The sequence below is a fragment of the Rhizobium sp. AC44/96 genome (assembly GCF_001692185.1).
In the GTDB taxonomy this organism is placed as follows: Bacteria; Pseudomonadota; Alphaproteobacteria; order Rhizobiales; family Rhizobiaceae; genus Rhizobium.
The window spans coordinates 351055-366509 of record NZ_LXKO01000030.1 but is presented as its reverse complement, the minus strand read 5'-3'; the positions used below and the strand labels follow the sequence as shown (position 1 = coordinate 366509).

Annotated in this window: 14 protein-coding genes; 3 read left to right on the top strand and 11 right to left on the bottom strand. The window is 61.4% G+C overall.

Annotation, left to right across the window (positions count from 1 at the left end):
- The first annotated feature begins 165 nt into the window (after nucleotides 1–165).
- Nucleotides 166–1167 (top strand): plasmid partitioning protein RepB, encoded by a 1002-nt coding sequence (repB, locus tag A6U87_RS21440; RefSeq protein WP_065693318.1) that lies wholly within the window; start codon nucleotides 166–168, stop codon nucleotides 1165–1167.
- Nucleotides 1168–1256: 89 nt separating this feature from the next.
- On the opposite strand, the gene A6U87_RS21435 is transcribed toward repB, so the two are convergent.
- From A6U87_RS21435 to A6U87_RS21420, 6 genes are all read right to left on the bottom strand, one after another.
- Nucleotides 1257–1475 (bottom strand): hypothetical protein, encoded by a 219-nt coding sequence (locus tag A6U87_RS21435; RefSeq protein WP_065693317.1) that lies wholly within the window; start codon nucleotides 1473–1475, stop codon nucleotides 1257–1259.
- A gap of 187 nt (nucleotides 1476–1662) precedes the next feature.
- The gene (locus A6U87_RS29795) at nucleotides 1663–1941 is read right to left on the bottom strand and encodes a hypothetical protein (RefSeq protein ID WP_141684021.1); all 279 of its coding nucleotides are present in this window, start codon (nucleotides 1939–1941) and stop codon (nucleotides 1663–1665) included.
- Between the two features lie 757 nt (nucleotides 1942–2698).
- On the bottom strand, nucleotides 2699–2887 hold the full coding sequence (locus A6U87_RS30730) for a zinc-binding dehydrogenase (RefSeq protein WP_369327643.1): 189 nt from the start codon (nucleotides 2885–2887) through the stop codon (nucleotides 2699–2701).
- 17 nt (nucleotides 2888–2904) lie between these two features.
- On the bottom strand, nucleotides 2905–3138 hold the full coding sequence (locus tag A6U87_RS21425; RefSeq protein ID WP_065693315.1) for a hypothetical protein: 234 nt from the start codon (nucleotides 3136–3138) through the stop codon (nucleotides 2905–2907).
- A gap of 20 nt (nucleotides 3139–3158) precedes the next feature.
- A complete protein-coding gene (locus A6U87_RS29395) occupies nucleotides 3159–3326 on the bottom strand; it encodes a LysR family transcriptional regulator (RefSeq protein WP_083199626.1) in 168 nt (55 codons plus the stop codon).
- Nucleotides 3327–3526: 200 nt separating this feature from the next.
- Nucleotides 3527–4030 carry a cysteine hydrolase family protein gene (locus A6U87_RS21420; RefSeq protein ID WP_065693314.1) on the bottom strand — a complete coding sequence of 168 codons (504 nt, stop codon included), beginning with the start codon at nucleotides 4028–4030 and terminating at the stop codon, nucleotides 3527–3529.
- A 94-nt stretch (nucleotides 4031–4124) separates the two neighbouring features.
- Here A6U87_RS21420 and A6U87_RS21415 point away from each other — a divergent pair, with 94 nt between their 5' ends.
- Nucleotides 4125–5060, top strand: coding sequence for a GlxA family transcriptional regulator (locus tag A6U87_RS21415; RefSeq protein WP_065693313.1), 936 nt, complete (start codon nucleotides 4125–4127; stop codon nucleotides 5058–5060).
- Nucleotides 5061–5102: 42 nt separating this feature from the next.
- Here A6U87_RS21415 and A6U87_RS21410 read toward each other — a convergent pair whose 3' ends face one another.
- Both A6U87_RS21410 and A6U87_RS21405 read right to left on the bottom strand, forming a co-directional pair.
- Nucleotides 5103–7088 carry an adenylate/guanylate cyclase domain-containing protein gene (locus tag A6U87_RS21410; protein WP_065693312.1) on the bottom strand — a complete coding sequence of 662 codons (1986 nt, stop codon included), beginning with the start codon at nucleotides 7086–7088 and terminating at the stop codon, nucleotides 5103–5105.
- Nucleotides 7088–10720 (bottom strand): FecR domain-containing protein, encoded by a 3633-nt coding sequence (locus A6U87_RS21405; RefSeq protein WP_065693311.1) that lies wholly within the window; start codon nucleotides 10718–10720, stop codon nucleotides 7088–7090. Before A6U87_RS21405 ends, A6U87_RS21410 begins: the two co-directional genes overlap by 1 nt.
- A gap of 110 nt (nucleotides 10721–10830) precedes the next feature.
- On the opposite strand from A6U87_RS21405, the gene A6U87_RS21400 reads away from it, so the two are divergent.
- Nucleotides 10831–11370, top strand: a complete 540-nt coding sequence (locus tag A6U87_RS21400; RefSeq protein WP_065693310.1) for a Pycsar system effector family protein — start codon at nucleotides 10831–10833, stop codon at nucleotides 11368–11370.
- A gap of 74 nt (nucleotides 11371–11444) precedes the next feature.
- Here A6U87_RS21400 and A6U87_RS21395 read toward each other — a convergent pair whose 3' ends face one another.
- The 3 genes from A6U87_RS21395 to A6U87_RS21385 are packed head-to-tail and all read right to left on the bottom strand — an operon-like array spanning nucleotide 11445 to nucleotide 15390.
- Complete coding sequence (locus A6U87_RS21395; protein ID WP_065693309.1) at nucleotides 11445–12836, bottom strand: LLM class flavin-dependent oxidoreductase; 1392 nt, start codon at nucleotides 12834–12836, stop codon at nucleotides 11445–11447.
- Between the two features lie 17 nt (nucleotides 12837–12853).
- Entirely contained in the window at nucleotides 12854–13909 is a 1056-nt protein-coding gene (locus A6U87_RS21390) for an ABC transporter permease (RefSeq protein ID WP_065693308.1), read from the bottom strand.
- The gene (locus A6U87_RS21385) at nucleotides 13906–15390 is read right to left on the bottom strand and encodes a sugar ABC transporter ATP-binding protein (RefSeq protein ID WP_065693392.1); all 1485 of its coding nucleotides are present in this window, start codon (nucleotides 15388–15390) and stop codon (nucleotides 13906–13908) included. Before A6U87_RS21385 ends, A6U87_RS21390 begins: the two co-directional genes overlap by 4 nt.
- Nucleotides 15391–15455 lie beyond the last annotated feature (65 nt).

The window sequence follows — 15455 nt, the reverse complement described above, 5'->3', positions numbered from 1 at the left end:
GTTATCGGTTTCGCTTGAGGTGGGGCCTACCCGAAGCTCCTGGGATGGTAGCGCGGCGCCGTGGCGTGCCACCGAGCGTGGTGTGGCGACTTGTTGGGAGCTCCCAACGTTGGCTCTTTCTAGTGGCAGCGCCGTTATGTGCAATTCCATTGGCAGGATTTCAGCATGAGCAGAAAAGACACCGTTAATTCGCTCTTCATGAGAAAGCCTGAGGCATCAGCTGCAACGCCCGGGGCAGAGAAGAATGCGGATCGCGTTCGCACCGGCGCCATATCGGCAATGGGGGCGTCGCTACAGGAAATGAGCGAGGGCGCCCGCGCGGCGGCGCGCCTGCAGGAGCAGCTTGCCTCAGGTACTGTCATCATCGAGCTCGACCCGAGTGTGGTGACAAACTCCTCGGTCAGCGATCGGATCACTATCGAGGTCGATCCCGGTTTCGACAACCTCGTTGCGAGTATCCGGGAGCATGGCCAGCAGGTACCGATTCTCGTTCGGCCCGAGCCGGATCACGCCGGCCACTATCAGATCGCATATGGGCGGCGGCGACTGCGCGCTGCGGTGGCTATTGGCGGCAAGGTCAGAGCGATCGTCCAGAACCTGACCGATGACGAGCTGGTTATCGCCCAGGGCAAAGAAAACCTGGACCGGCAGGATCTTTCCTATATCGAGAAGGCGCTGTTCGCCCGACGCCTGGAGGATGCCGGTTACCAGCGCGATGTGATTGCCGCGGCACTCTCCACCGACAAGGGGGATCTAAGCCGGTACATCTCAGTCGCGCGCTCCATCCCGGAGGCCGTCGTACAGGCAATCGGGCCGGCGCCCAAGGCAGGACGCTCGCGGTGGATAGGCTTAGCAGATGCCATCGGGGCAAGGGGCGAGGACGTCGAGTCCCTGCTGGTCCGTCGCGATTTTCTCTCGCTTCCGTCGGATGAACGCTTCGCCAAGGTGCTGGCCGCGGTAGCGCAGGTGAAAAAGGCCGGGGACGTCGGTACGCACTGGAAAAATGCCAAGGGACAGAATGCGGCGCTTATCGAGCGTGCCGGTAAGAAGACGCGCATCACGTTCGATGAGCGCGTCGTGCCGGACTTCGCTGCGTTCCTGACTGAGAGACTGGATAAGCTTCACGCAGAATTTCTGGCGGAGCGGAGCACCAAGCGGCGCAACTGACGCTACGGCGCGCGCCCAAGACGCATAGTCGATGTACAGCCGCGATCCGATGATCGCGGCGAGGGACGCCGAGGAGTCTCCGGATTTGGTTAGTCGGCGTCAAGGCCATCCATCAGACCGTCAAAGACTTCCAGCATGGCGTCGGCAATCGCCTGTCCCAGGGCATTGCCGGCTTCCCCGATCGCCGTATCGTTCATGTCGCGGGCAGCCAGCGCCAGGGCTGTGCCTTGCTCTGCCACGATCTGTTTGGCGCGTTCGATTGCCCATAGAGCAAAGTCGCTTCGATTGTCGATTGTTACGGTTTCCATCGGTTTCTCGCCTGGTTTTGATTGGTCTGCTTCATACCCGATCGTGCTCCCGTTTCGAAGAGGGAATGATCAGCCGTGGCGGAAAGACTATGTGGAATACGGCGAGGTACGCCGAGACGATTGGCGGTTCAGCAACGTGACAACGATATCACCTCAGTTCGAGAGGTGATATCGCCGATTAGCCGCCTCAGTGCGCGCGCTCTCGCTGCCATTCGGCAATGTCGGACGCGGTGATCCAGACATTGCCGTCGAAGGCGAGTTCGCCATTGTCGAATTTATGGCTGGCAACCTGCTCAAACAGCGAGAGTTCGCCAGGCGTGGGGCCTACGCCCGGAGCGGGCTGACAATCGTGCAGGAGAGCATCTTCAGTTATATGCACCGCCTGGTGGTTCGCTCCGGCATCCATGACGATAATCCGATCTCCCCCGATGGGTTTGATCTTTCCGGGTATTGCGACGAGGGGCATTTCGACCTCCTTGGCGTATTCTGGGACCGTCTCGCCTGATGCGGCGAGGCGCGGTTCGAACGCTCATCAGGGCGATGACGTGATTTCGGCTACATCTCTGTGAGCGGGGTTAAGGCTAGGTAAGGTTGGTTAATGAAAGGTTAACGCGTTGAGGGTGTGTGTCGCCCCGCGGACCAAACTGAGCCTGCCACTAAAGCCATACGGGCCCACCAGAGGGCGAAAAAATGGCACGCGAGTAGAGCGTCAGCCATGTTCTGATAGGGTACTATGGAAAGTTAAGCTCGAGATAGCTTCCGTCCGACCGCGAATATGAATCTATATCAACGTGTTACAATTGGTTGAAATCGAAGCCCTGGAGGTCGTTTCCCGATACGTCGCGGCCCGGAGACGCCTGCCTCGATAGGGAACTAAGACAGTCGCGCCACGGTCTGGCAACTTTCTGTGAACCTTGGCAGCCCGTCGCGGCGGGTATTTGGGTGCCCCGAGGAACACCCGAGAGGTGACCAAGGGGTGGAGGGCGAAGCAGAAGCAACCCGGGTTGCTTCTAGACCACGTCAGCGCGGATCTGTCCGCTCAGCAGACGTGAAAGCCAATCCGCCGCGCGCGCCTCGAGATCTTCGCGGCTTGAGACATAGTGCGAAGAGCACCGGCCGGTTTGTCGAGAGCGAGCCAGCTGCGAGGTGAGATAGTGTGAAATCGCGGATCAGGCCCGACGACTGGCCGAAATTCACAAGCATGCCGAAGCGCCGCAGACATTTCAGCTAACCGCGCCACGTGTCCCGGCCGACGCTGTCGTCGAAGCGGCACATCCGAGGCCAGCCGTGAGTTCCTTGACTACGGAAACAAAATCCTGCTCTCGGTGATTGGCCACATGTTCGTAACCGTGCCGCAGGGCGAGGGCGACCTTGTCGTTTGAGCCGGCGGTCCCGATCGCACGGACGCCCACGGCGCTCCATAACTGCGCTAGTAGTGGTCCTTGCTGTCGATGGTCCACGCCTTTTCGTGCTCTGCGGCGAGTAATCCGGAGAGCAGGTTTTCGGCCATCGACATAGTTTCAAAGATGCCCTCGCGTCTGCGATCGCCGATATGTAGACGAAGCCGTCCTCCGGGGATCCCGGTTTCCTCCTGCGAGAGATCGTCGGCGAGTGTCCTCCGGTTCTTGTCGGCGATGAGAACGCTGTTGATCCGGGCAAACAAGGCTTCACCTTGGGCGTCAGTCAGACATTTCGGTCCGACTTCTCGAATAGCTTGACGCCTAGGTAGTCCTCCAGTCCCTTTATCTGGCGGGAGAGGGCGGACTGCGTCACATTCAGCCGCCGAGCAGCCAGGGTGATATTCATAAGCTCGGCGGCCAGGACGAAGCCGGTGAAATTGCGAATATCCATGGCCTTGCGCTCCGTTGCCGATCGGGTGCTGACTATGAATGCGCATTTCGCACGAGAGCAAGCGTGTGCATGGCAAAATGCCGATATCCGCTTCAGTCACCTTGCTGAGCGGATGGATATCGGCAGGCTGGCTATGGGTCAACGGCTGGCCTTGATCCGGTCTCGGCCAGCTTTTCATGGGGCAGATGAGGATCGCCGTCCTAGGACCAGACCTGCTCCGCAGTGGTAACGGGAAGCTTCGAATTCAACGCACTCAGAGCGATGCGATGGACGATCTCCATCGGGGCGGTGCACAGGTCGCCGATGACCTGTACCTTGAAGTCATCCGCCGCGCGCGACATTGCTGTGAAGACAACGCAGTTCTGGGTCATCATCCCGCAGACGAGCAGATCTCCCGTGCCTTCCAGGTGTTTTGCAAGGTCGGTGTCCTGGAATGCATCGGCATTGCGCTTGGTCACCACTGCTGCGTTTCCAGCGGCGGCAAGTATGTCCGGACGGATGGCGGTGCCGGGAGCGTCAGCGGCAAACAAGCCCTGGGTGGCTGTCGAAACGTGTTGCACCAGCACGACCTTGTCGCCGGCGGCGCGCGCCCGAGCGATGGCAGAGACGATCCTTGCTTCGGTTTCTTCGGCCTGCCAAAGCGGCAACGCGCCTCCCGGAAAATAGTCGTTCTGAACATCGATCACGAGAAGAGTGCGGGCCATGTAAAAACTCCTGAGAAGGGTGTGCAGATTATTTAGCCTTCTTCTTGCTCATCCATGAGTGGCCCGATGGCCATGTTACGTGTAGATTGGGCCAATGCGCCTTGCTGTTCTTGCCTACGACGGGATTAGCCCCTTCATGTTGTCGACGCCTCTGGCCGTCTTTGGCGAGCAATTTCTGGTGGGTGGGCATCGGATCGATGTCTGTGCCAATCAGGCGAGGTTCTCCGCAACCGGGGGACTGACGATCAACGCGCCGTGTACGCTGGAAGCTGCCCGCGACGCCGACATCGTCATTCTGCCAGGCTGGCGGGACGCGGCGGAGCCCATACCGCCGGAGATCATCTCGGAACTGCGCGATGCTGAAGCGCGAGGATCAGTCGTCGTCGGCCTTTGCCTCGGCGCTTTCGGGCTGGCGGAGGCGGGGTTGCTCGATGGACGGCGGGCGACGACGCACTGGACGCAGGCCGAAACCTTTGCTGCCCGTTATCCCCGGGTGACGGTCGATGCCGGGGCCCTGTTCGTCGATGAGGGCCGGATACTGACCTCTGCCGGCGTTGCGTCCGGCCTGGATTGCTGCCTTCACCTTGTCGCGCGCATCTCCGGCGTTGCCGAAGCCAATCGTATCGCCCGCCAGCTTGTCGTCGCACCCCAACGTGCGGGACATCAGCCCCAGTTGATCGACAAGCCAACCATTGGCGGATCGATCCATCGCAGGATCAGCGAAATTCTGGAAAGCTTGCGCGCCGACCCATCCCGTACCCCCTCGCTGGATGAATTGGCGCAGCGCGCGGGCATGAGTCGCCGCAGCCTCACCCGGCATGTCAGGGCGCAGACAGGCGACAATTTCGGCGGGTGGCTCAGGCGTGTACGGATTGCACGGGCACAGGAGCTTCTCGCTGCGGGTGCGCGTGGTTTTGACGATATTGCCGCCCGCTGCGGCTTTCCCGATGCCCACGCCCTACGAATGGCCTTCCGGATCGAGCTCGGCCTAACCCCGGCACAATGGCGGGCGCGGCAACGGCTGGACTGACACGATATTGATCCTAACTCACCGACCAACGCATCGTCGCAGTCAGTCGTCCTGCGACGTTGAGAGCTGCGTGCGGATGATTTCGTAGTAGGGAGCAAGCGACGGGATCATCTGTGGCAAGGTCTCAAACCGAACATCCAGCGGCGTCAGGGTCTTGTCGTACTTTGCATCCAAAAACGCTTTGTGCGAGGCGAGACCCAGACCGTCGGCATCGTCGGCAACCGTGAATATCGGTGAGGGAACGGTGCGTCCCTTGACGATGATGCGATCCAATTCGACGACAGTGTAATGACCGGCGATCTGCTTTGCCGTCTCCTCGCCGAGCAGGAGCGCAACGCCGTAGTTTTTCGAAGCGCTCTCCAGACGGGAGGCGAGGTTGACCGCGTCTCCGAGGCAGGAATAGTCGAAACGGCGCGTCGAGCCCATGTTGCCGACGACGCAGTCGCCGGTGTTGATGCCGACACCCATGCGCAGCACGTGCAATGGCGCGCCTGTCGCGCTGGCTTCCCTTTCTAGCTGTTGGTTCAGGCGCCCGATTGCCGCCTGCATCTCGAGGGAGGCTGTGACAGCGTGGAGCGCATGGTCCGGATCGTCGAGCGGGGCGTTCCAAAAGGCCATGATGCAATCGCCCATGTATTTGTCGATCGTACCGCCTTGATCCATAACGATATCGGAGAGAGGCGTGAGCAGCCGATTGATCAGGCCCGTCAACTTCTCGGGGTCATCTTTCATCGTCTCGGCGATTGTCGTGAAACCACGAACATCAGAGAAGAGAACCGATAGCGTGCGCCGTTCGCCCCCAAGCTTCAGCTGGGAAGGATCGTCGGACAGCCGCTTGACGAGATCGGGCGATATATACTGCGAAAAGGCGCGCGTGATGCGCTGCTTGTTCCGGCGTTCTTCGGCGTAGTCGAGCGCGGCCTGGCCGAAGGCGACCGATATGTAGGCAACCGTTGGTCCTAGCGGCGACACGAACAGATGGCCGAAGCGGATGCCCGCGTAGCTCAGCCCCGCAAAGACACAGACGGCGGCAAAGGCCATGACCAGGGTCGGCCAGCCGGTCGACCGCCAGACGGTGGCCGCGGCGAGCAACGCGGCGAGCAGCACTGAAGCGACAAAGGCCAATCCGCTCGATTGTGCGATCGCCGCCTGGCGCCGGAGATTGTCGTAGATCGTTGCCTGTATCTCGACGCCGGCGGTGAGTTTGCCTGTGTGCATCGTGTAGGGCGTCGCAAAGGCGTCAGCGCCTCCCTTGTCGATCTCTGGTGCGTTCTGAAGGCTCAAGCCAACCAGCACGACGCGACCCTTGAAGAAATTCGGAGGCAGGAAATTCTTCGGATCCAGGGCCTGGTAGTAGGACACGGTCGGGTAGCTTCGGGCGGGACCAAAAGACTGGATCATTGCGGCTTCCGGGATCGTCCGCCCGGTGGTGCCTGTCGTTTCCAGCAGCGTTACCGCAAACCCGTCGACATATTGCGGCATGCTGCGGAAGACACCGTCGCCGCCGAGCTCAATGGACGCGATACCGGTGCGGGCGCCGGCGGCGGTCAACTGCGGCAACGGGGTGGCGCGCACGAGCTGGTCGGCCTGGGGCGTCTGGATCAGCGTCTCGTCACCGGCCAGCACGACATCCGGCCCGACGGCTGCCGTCATGGCGGCATCATTTGCCTGCGTCGACGGCTCGGCCATGATGATATCAAGTCCGATCGCCTTGGCACCGGCCGCTCTCAACTGGCGCACAAGCTCGGCATGCAGGCTGCGCGGCCAGGGCCACTGCGCGTTGATGGCAGCGAGCGACGGCTCGTCGATCGCAACGATGACCGGTCCATCGGACGGTGGGGGCAGGCTGTCGATCGTCGACAGGTAGTCGAACGATCGAAGCTCGAGCAGCGGCCATGCGGGCAGTCGCGACAGAAGCAAGGTGGCAACCAGCGTCACGAGCACCAGCACGCACAAGCGCAGGCCGCGGCTGCTGAATGGCCAGCCCGGTGGACGTGAGGAATGACTGAACGCCGAGGCTGCGTTCATCAGAATCGGACTTTGAAAGTGCCCTTGACGGCGCGGCCCCACCCGGGCACGCCCGGAGCAACCTCGAAGTCTTCGTCAAGCAGGTTGAATGCCGCGGCCTCGAGCGCAAAGCGCTTGTCGAGCGGCTCCCAGATCATGTTGGCATCCAGGGTCCAGTAGTCGCCGAGGCGGACACTACCAAGGGTTCCATCATCACCCTGACGTTCGCCGATATAATTGGCCGCAACCGTCACTTTGACATTCGCCTCGTTCACCCAGGTAACGGCGAGCTGCCCAAACTTGTCGGGCACAAAGGGGAGGGGGCCTCCAAAGCCAAGACTGCTCGCGTCGTTGTTTTTGGAATTGGCGTACGCGGCTGTAGCGGAGATGCCGAAACCGTAGCCGAGCGCGACGTTTGCCGTCGCGCTGACGCGATCGAGGCGTCCGTCATCAATGTTGATCCCGAACGGAAAGACAAGAAACGGCGCCGTTGTCGGATAGGCGAGGTTGAGATTGCGGATTTCCTGGTGCTGGTAGTCGACGCTGGTGAACAGGCTGTCTGTCCACTGCGCGTCCCATTGCAGAGCGATCGTATCGGTATAGCCCTCGATTCCGACGAATGGCTGGATGGATTGTATCCCGAGGACGCCGATCGGAGACAGTGTCGGAGAACCGAAGTCGAAGCTCTGACGCATGAAGGCTGCGCGTAGCCACTGACCATCCGCAGGCGCCCAGGCAACGCCGAGACGCGGCTCCAGCCGACTGACATCCGAGGTCTCGCCGTTGATCAGCGTGCCGAACAGAGCGTACTCCGCCTTCAGGTCCGGCGTGATCTCGTGAAGCAGGTCGACATAGGCGCGGCCGATGTTGACGGTCTCGTCAACCGGCGTGGACAGCGGATCATTCGCTTTCACATCGACAATGCCGCCTTCGATGCCGTAACGCCACGTAAGTTCGTCGTCGCCATAGAGATGATTGACGGCAAGAACATAATTCCTCTGCGACGCTTCGGCGTTTCTGGCGAACGGTCCCCCGAAGACGATGGATTGCGACAGGTCCTGGTCGACGCCCGTATAGAGCGCCGCGGCGTTCATGACATTGCGGTAGCCAAAAGTGTGGCTCCAACCGATGCCAGCCGCGGTCGATTGGGTGTCGATCTTGTCGCTCTCGCTGTAGGGAGCCAGCGGGAACGTTATGTCCTGATCGATCTTGCTATCGGAATGGTTTGCATAGAGGACGAACCGGTCATCGGGGGCGGGCGTTGCCGTCAGGTAGGCGTTTCCTGACAGGGCGCGAAGTTCGCCGCTGAATTGGCCCTGCCCGAGAAAGGGCTGATAATCACCCTCGAAGGGGGCATTGTTCCAGTTGAGATTGGCATAACCGCTAATCGGGAAGGGCTCGTTGGCAAAGCCCTGAATTTCGGCTTCGCCGATCAGCTTGTTCTCGCCGCCCGAATGCATGACGCCCGTCCCAAGCGATCCTTCCAGGAAGGGCCGCCGCAACAGGTTTGCGGAACGTGACCGGCCGGACAGCATATGCGGATCAAGCAGGAGACCCTGTAGCAACGCCGAAAAACTGTCCGGATTGAGCCTGTATGGGTCGATTTCTTCATCGAAGCTCGCCACGTTGACGAACGACCTGACATTGCCGCGGATCGACTGGTCAACATATCCGCTGCCGGCAAACGGGTCGAAAACCGCGTCGCCGTAGTAGCGGCCCCAGGCATTCAATCCCTGTAGCCGGAAGGCGTTGTTGAGGGTTGAGCCGGCGTCCTGGTTGGCGCCGAGCGAGCTGTAATGTCCGCCCTGCGCCTTGGAGCGCCGCAGGAATTCCTGCGCATATCGTATCGCCCCGTCCGCGTCATAGTCATCGATCGCCACCGCTGTTCTGAACGACGAGATGACGGGGTCGTTCTTGTCCAGCCTGTCGGCGTTGTCGAGCGCCTGATTGGATGGGTCGCGATCGCCTTTTTCGTAATGACCGGCCGCCAGCATCAGCTGCGCTTGGGAATAGCCGGGATTGGCCGTGGAGGCGGCGAGCAGATCGTCGATCGCCTTGTCCATCTCACCTGTCTGCAGATAGTAGCGGCCACGTGCGAGCAGCGCGACGTCGAAAGCCGGATCGGCGGCAAGCGCCAAGTCGATCTCGCGCTTGGCTTCCTTCATCCGCGAGTGGTCGAGATAAAAGACCGCCAGATTGGCGTGGCTGATCGGATCATCGGGATCGAGCTCGATGGCTTTCTTAAAGGCTGCTTCCGCCTCCCGGCTTGCGCCTCGGGCGTCTTGCAGCAGCCCGAGATCGTTCCAGGCCATGGATGAACCCGGCGCCACCTTGATCGCGTTGTTGAGATCTTCCAGTGCCGCGTCGAGGTTACCCTCGATATCAGCGCGCAGGCGCGCACGAGCCTGAAGGCCGTCGGGATCATTCGGATCGATCGCCAGCGAGCGCTCGATCGCCTCCCTCATCTGTTCCCGATCGTTGATCAGGAGAGCCAATTGCGCACGCAGTGCCGGCAACCGCGAGTCCGTGGGGTAGCGGGCCTCTGCCTGCTTCATGGTCTCGATCGCTGCGGGAATGTCTTCCAGGAAACCGGCGGTGTAGGCCTTCATCACGGCTGCGTAGGGACCGGTGATGTTCGCCGGCGGCATCTCTACATGGTTCGGGTCGCGCAGTGATCTCGAATAATACCCGCCATAGGCCGCGATACTGCGCCGCTCTGGATCGAGCGCCGGCTCGGCCCGCTTAAACAGCGCTGCTGCATCGTCGTAGCGCTTTTCAGCGCCTGCGATCAGCGCTTCGATGAGATCGGCGCGAGCGCGCTGTCGGGCGGATAGACCGAGGCTACGTGCTCTCGCCAGCGATTGAAGTGCTGTCTGCCGCCCATCCACGGACAGCTGAATCTCAGCCAGGGATAGCCAATCCTCGGCATTCCTTGCTTCCGGCGTCTTTGCCTCGATACGTCCGCGCTCGCTGCGCATCTTCTGCAGGGGCAGAGGCGAGGCCGGCATGAAGGTGAAGCCGCTACGAAGCGTCAAATAGAACAGCATCTGTTCGCGATCGTCGGGGGCGACGATAATCAGCTTGCGCGGCGCCTGTCCGATCGTGGCGACGGCCGCCTCGCCCTGTGCAACGTCGACGCTGCCGAGTTCGTTCTTCAACTGCACACGGCCTTCGAGAACGATCAGGGAGGTCTGGTCGCCCTTGACTGTCAACGTCCAGTCGGTGCCGCGAATGGCCGCTGCCGCGGCCGGCGTTTCCACCGTCAGGCCTTGCCCGCCGCGCTGAGCGCGACCCCACATCGTACCGGACTGGAGATTCAGCACCGTGTCTCCCGTGGCAGACATCTGCTTGACCTGCAATGCGGAGTTACGGCCGAGGCGGACCTGCGTGTGATCCGCAAACAGAATGGCGAGCTGGCCGTTGGCGTTGGTGCGCAGCACGTCGCCGCCCAAGAGATCCTGGTGAAGTACAACGTTTTGCCAGTTGGAGAGATCGACGAAGCGAACCTCCTCGCCCATCTTGCGATCGATGACGGAGCCTGCAGCACGAGCCGTGCGCTGAAGAGGCTCCGCCTGTGCCGGCTGCGTCAGGCATAACGCAACCAGCGTGATCGCCGTGCCCCCGCACGCGTATCGCGCAAAACTACCCCTCATGCGGCAAACATTTGCCAGCCCGTTTTGAAAGTCAACGTGTGACCAAGCGTTGTATTTGCTTTGTTAGCCAAGTGTAATATCAGGGTAACACTTGGATATGGGGGCAGGACGTGAGTGATTTTGAAAATTCGTCGGATTCGTTAGAAAGCTATCCTTCGACCGGAAGCGTCGGCAGCGAGTATTTTGACCATATCAAGAAGGTCAACGACATATTCTACGATCAGATCAAGATATCCGACCAGAAGGCCGCCTATATCTTCACGTTCATGCTTGCCTTTCTCATCACCTCCAGCGAGGGGCGTGAGGTGTTTACCTGGGCGCGCTATGCACAGGGGACGCCACAGGGAATCCTGTTTTCCGGCATGCTGGCGATTGCCTCGGTTTTCTCGATCCTGTGCGCGATCATGGTCGTGCTTCCGCGACACGTGAATTCCTCGACGTCGCTCTTCTGGGGCGCCTGGCCGAAGCACCGCGATCATTTCCGTCAGGCGGCGGCACGGCGTGATACAGGATATCTGTTCAGCCAATACCTGGAGAATGCCGACATTCTCGCTGCCATCGCCCGCGGCAAATATCGCTGCGTCACCCTGGCTTTCCGCGGGTTGATGGTGACTGTTATCGCCTATGTCCTGCTGCTCGTCAGCGTCTAGCCCTCGCCGCAGGGCGCCGTTTCGGGAATAGTCCGGCGTTCTGAGTTCGGTCATGCCAACAGATCAGATCGACACTATTCCGCGGACTGTGCGTATGTCGCCTGAAGATTGCGATAGCCGGCGCCGGGATGCGGTGCGCTCAGCCGTGGACCTTGGCCGCCCAGCTTTTCGCGCAATGTGCCCTGTCGATACTGGGTCTTGTAGACGCCACGCTTTTGCAGTTCGGGCACCAGCAGGTCGACGGCGTCCTCGAAGCTCTCCGGGGTCACCGCATAGGCGAGGTTGAAGCCGTCGACATCGGTATCCTCAACCCATTCCTGCATGAGGTCGGCGACGGTGGCGGGCGAGCCGACGAAGACAGGACCAAAGCCGCCGACGCCGACCCAGTCTGCCATCTCGCGCACTGTCCATTCCTTGTTGGGATCAATGGTCGTGAAGGTCTCCACGGCTGATTGTACGGCGTTGGTGTGGCGGTGGCGAAGCACCTCGTCCGGCCCGAACTGGCCGAAATCGATGCCGGTCCAGCCGGATATCAGCGTGAGGGCGCCCTCGAAGGATGCATACTGCCGGTATTCGTTGAACTTGCGTTGAGCCTCCGCGTCGGTCTCGCCGAGCACCACGGTCTGCAAATTGAAGGCAAGAATTTCGCGTGGGTTGCGGCCGAGGCGTTCTGCGGCCTGGCGAACATTGGCGACGTATCGCTTCAACACAGGTTTCGAGGGGGCAGCGACAAAGATGCATTCGGCATGCGCGCCGGCAAAATCCTTGCCGCGGCTCGAGGCACCCGCCTGATAGAGCACCGGTGTTCTCTGCGGCGAAGGCTCGCTCAGGTGGATGCCCGGCACGGTGAAGTGCTTGCCCGAATGGCGGATCGGATGCACTTTCTCCGGACGGGTGAAGATGCCTTTCTGGCGGTCGCGCACCACGGCGTCGTCTTCCCAGCTGCCTTCCCAGAGCTTGTAGCAAACTTCGAGATATTCCTCGGCAAGGTCGTAGCGGTCGTCATGGTTGGTTTGCGCCGGCTGGCCAATGTTGAGTGCGCCACTGTTCAGATAGGAGGTGACGATGTTCCAGCCAACCCGCCCTTTTGTTAGGTGATCGAGCGTCGAAAGGCGGCGGGCGAAGGTGTAAGGATGCTCGAAGGAAAGAGAAGCGGTTAGCCCGAAGCCCAGATGTTCGGTTTCGTAAGCCATGGTCGGAATGAGCTGCAACGGATCGTTGACGGGCACCTGCGCCGAATGGCGCAGTGCCGCATCGACATTGCCGTTCAACACGTCGTAGACGCCGAGTACGTCGGCGATAAACATGCCATCGAACTTGCCGCGCTCCAGCGTCTTCGCCAGATGGACCCAGTAGTCGAGATCCTTGTAGGTCCACGACTTGTCGCGCGGATGGCGCCAGAGGCCCGGGGACTGGTGTCCGACGCAATTCATGTCGAAGGCGTTCAGTCTGATTTCGCGGGTCATGTTCTTCTTCCTTGTATTCAGGGATTGCTGCGGCCGAGGCCATAGGTCAGGGCGAGCGCGCCGACGAGCACCGCGCCCTTGACGAAGTCCTGGGTGTAATAGGGGGCATTGAGCATGGTCAGGCCATTCAGGAGCACGCCGACGAAGACAGCGCCGGCGATCGTGCCGAGTACGTTCGGACGGCGCAGGTTGAGCACGGCGAAGCCGATGAGCGCCGCAGCGACGGCGTCCATCAGCAGCGAGCCGCCTGAGGATACATCGCCGCGACCGACGCGGGCGGCGATGACGATTCCGCCCAATGCGGCAAGCGTTCCAGATATGACGTAGGCGAGCGTCTTCAACCGCGTCGTCGAGGCGCCGGCAAGCCGGGTCGCCACTTCGTTGCCGCCGGTGGCAAAGAGCAGCCGGCCGATGCGGGTGCGCTCGGTTAGGACGAAGAGGACGATTGCAACAAGGGCCATCAGTACGACCGATATCGGCAGAACGCCGAAGATGCTGTATCGGCCGATCAGCAGGAAGGCCGGATCGTAGGCTCCGGTTGCCTTGGAGCCGTCGGGAAGCACGAGGCCGGCAGAGATCGAGCGGCCTGCTGTCGGGATAAGCTGCAATCCAGAGAGTAGGAACATCATGGCCAACGTTGCGAGCAGATCCGGCACGCGAAGGCGGACAATAAGGTAGGCGTTGACCAGACCGATGAGGGCGCCGAATGCAAGAACGAGCGGCACGGTGGCAAGGGCATCGAGATGCCAGACGATCATTGCGTAGCTTGCCGCCATGACGCTCGATGCGGCAACAGCCCCGATCGACAGGTCGAAGCCGCCGACGGCGAGCGTGACGGTAACGCCGGCGCCGAGAATGGCGACCACCGATACCGCCTGCAGGATGCTCATCAGGTTACCGATATTGATGAAGGCCGGTTGTGCGAGCGTGAAGCCGACCAGCATCAGGCCGAGAAGGATGAAGACTGCGCCGGCGCGCAGGAAGCCACCGAGCGCGACCATGCGGCTGCCGGCAGTGGTGGCTGGTTTCGTTACGCCTGGCTTTGCAAGGAGGTCGTCGTCGATCGTCGTCATGCGGAAAGTTCCTGAATGGCGGAAAGGGAAGAGGCGCCTCCGGCCACCGGCCGCAGCGTGTGACCGTCGATGACCAGAATGCGGTCGGCGACCTCGTAGGCCTCCTCCGGATCGGATGTCGCAATGAGGGTGGCGCGATCCGTGCGAGCGCGGATTGCCTGAATGATGTCGTGCCGGGCGCCTATGTCGACACCCTGAAAGGGTTCGTCGAGCAGCAGCAGCCGGCTTGGCTCCGCCTCCCAGCGGGCGATCACCGCCTTCTGCTGATTGCCGCCGGAGAGGGTCCAGACCGAGGCAAGTGGGCCGCCCGCCTTGATGCCAAGGCGGGCAATGGCCTCTTTGGCCTCGCGCTGCTCGCGACGGCCGAACAGGAAACCGTTCGAATACCATTTGGCGAGATGCGGCAGGCTGATGGTGGCCGCCAGCGAATTGCCCGGCCACCCGGCAGGCATGAGCGAGGAACGGTGTCTGTCCTCCGCCGCCATGGCGACACCGGCGGCGATTGCGTCGGACGGGGATGCCGGACGGTAGGGGTTGCCATCGAGGGACATATCCCCGCCGGCAAGCCTGGTCACACCGAAGATAGCGGATAGAAGGCGGCTCTTGCCGGCGCCGAGTACACCGGTGATGGCGACGACTTCGCCCTCATGGAGGCTCAAGTCGAAGGGTTCGCTTGCGGCAAGCAACTCCGCATTGCGCATCTCGAAGATGACGGGGCCGGTCGTAGCGCGGGTATCCGCCCGCGCCGCTTCCAGTCGGCGCCCGATCATCGTCTCGATCGCACTTGCGAAGTCGATCGGGCGCGCAAAGCTGCCAACGACCTGGCCACCACGCATCACAAGTGCACGGTCGGCAATGGCTTGCAGGTCGGCGGTGCGGTGGGAAATGTAGAGGATCGCGAGACCCTGAGCGCGCAGGCGCAGGAGGATGTCGAAAAGCCGACGGCTCTCCTCGCCTGAAAGGCTCGCGGTCGGCTCGTCCAGGATCAACAGCTCGGCCTTGTTGGCCACTGCGCGGGCAATCGCAACCAACTGCCGGTCCGCGGCGGCGAGATCGCCGAAGTCACGGTCGAGCGGCAAGGAGAAACCTGCGGCGTCCAGTAGTGTTTTTGCCTCGCGGCGAACGCTGGCGCGCGACAGGAAGAAGGGCGTGCTTCGTTCGGCAAAGCGGTTGAGGAGCAGGGCGTCGGCGACCGTCAGGCCCGGGGCACCGACCAGATCGGTCGATTGGTGAACGGTGACGACGCCGGCCTTTGCCGCTTGCGAAGGGCTGTGTGGCGCAAAGGGCTGGCCATTCAGATGGACTGTGCCGCCATCCGCGGAAACGACGCCTGAGAGAATCTTGACCAACGTCGACTTGCCAGCGCCGTTGGCGCCCATCAACGCGACGATCTCGCCTCGTTCGATCGTTAGACTGGCACCCGCAAGTGCGCGGGTGGACCCGAAATTGCGGGTTATATTTTCGACATTGAGAAGCGGCATCAAAAGCTGTTCCGGTCTGCTTCGGAGCCCGAATATTGCCTCGGTCAGCCCGCTAAGCTCCAGCA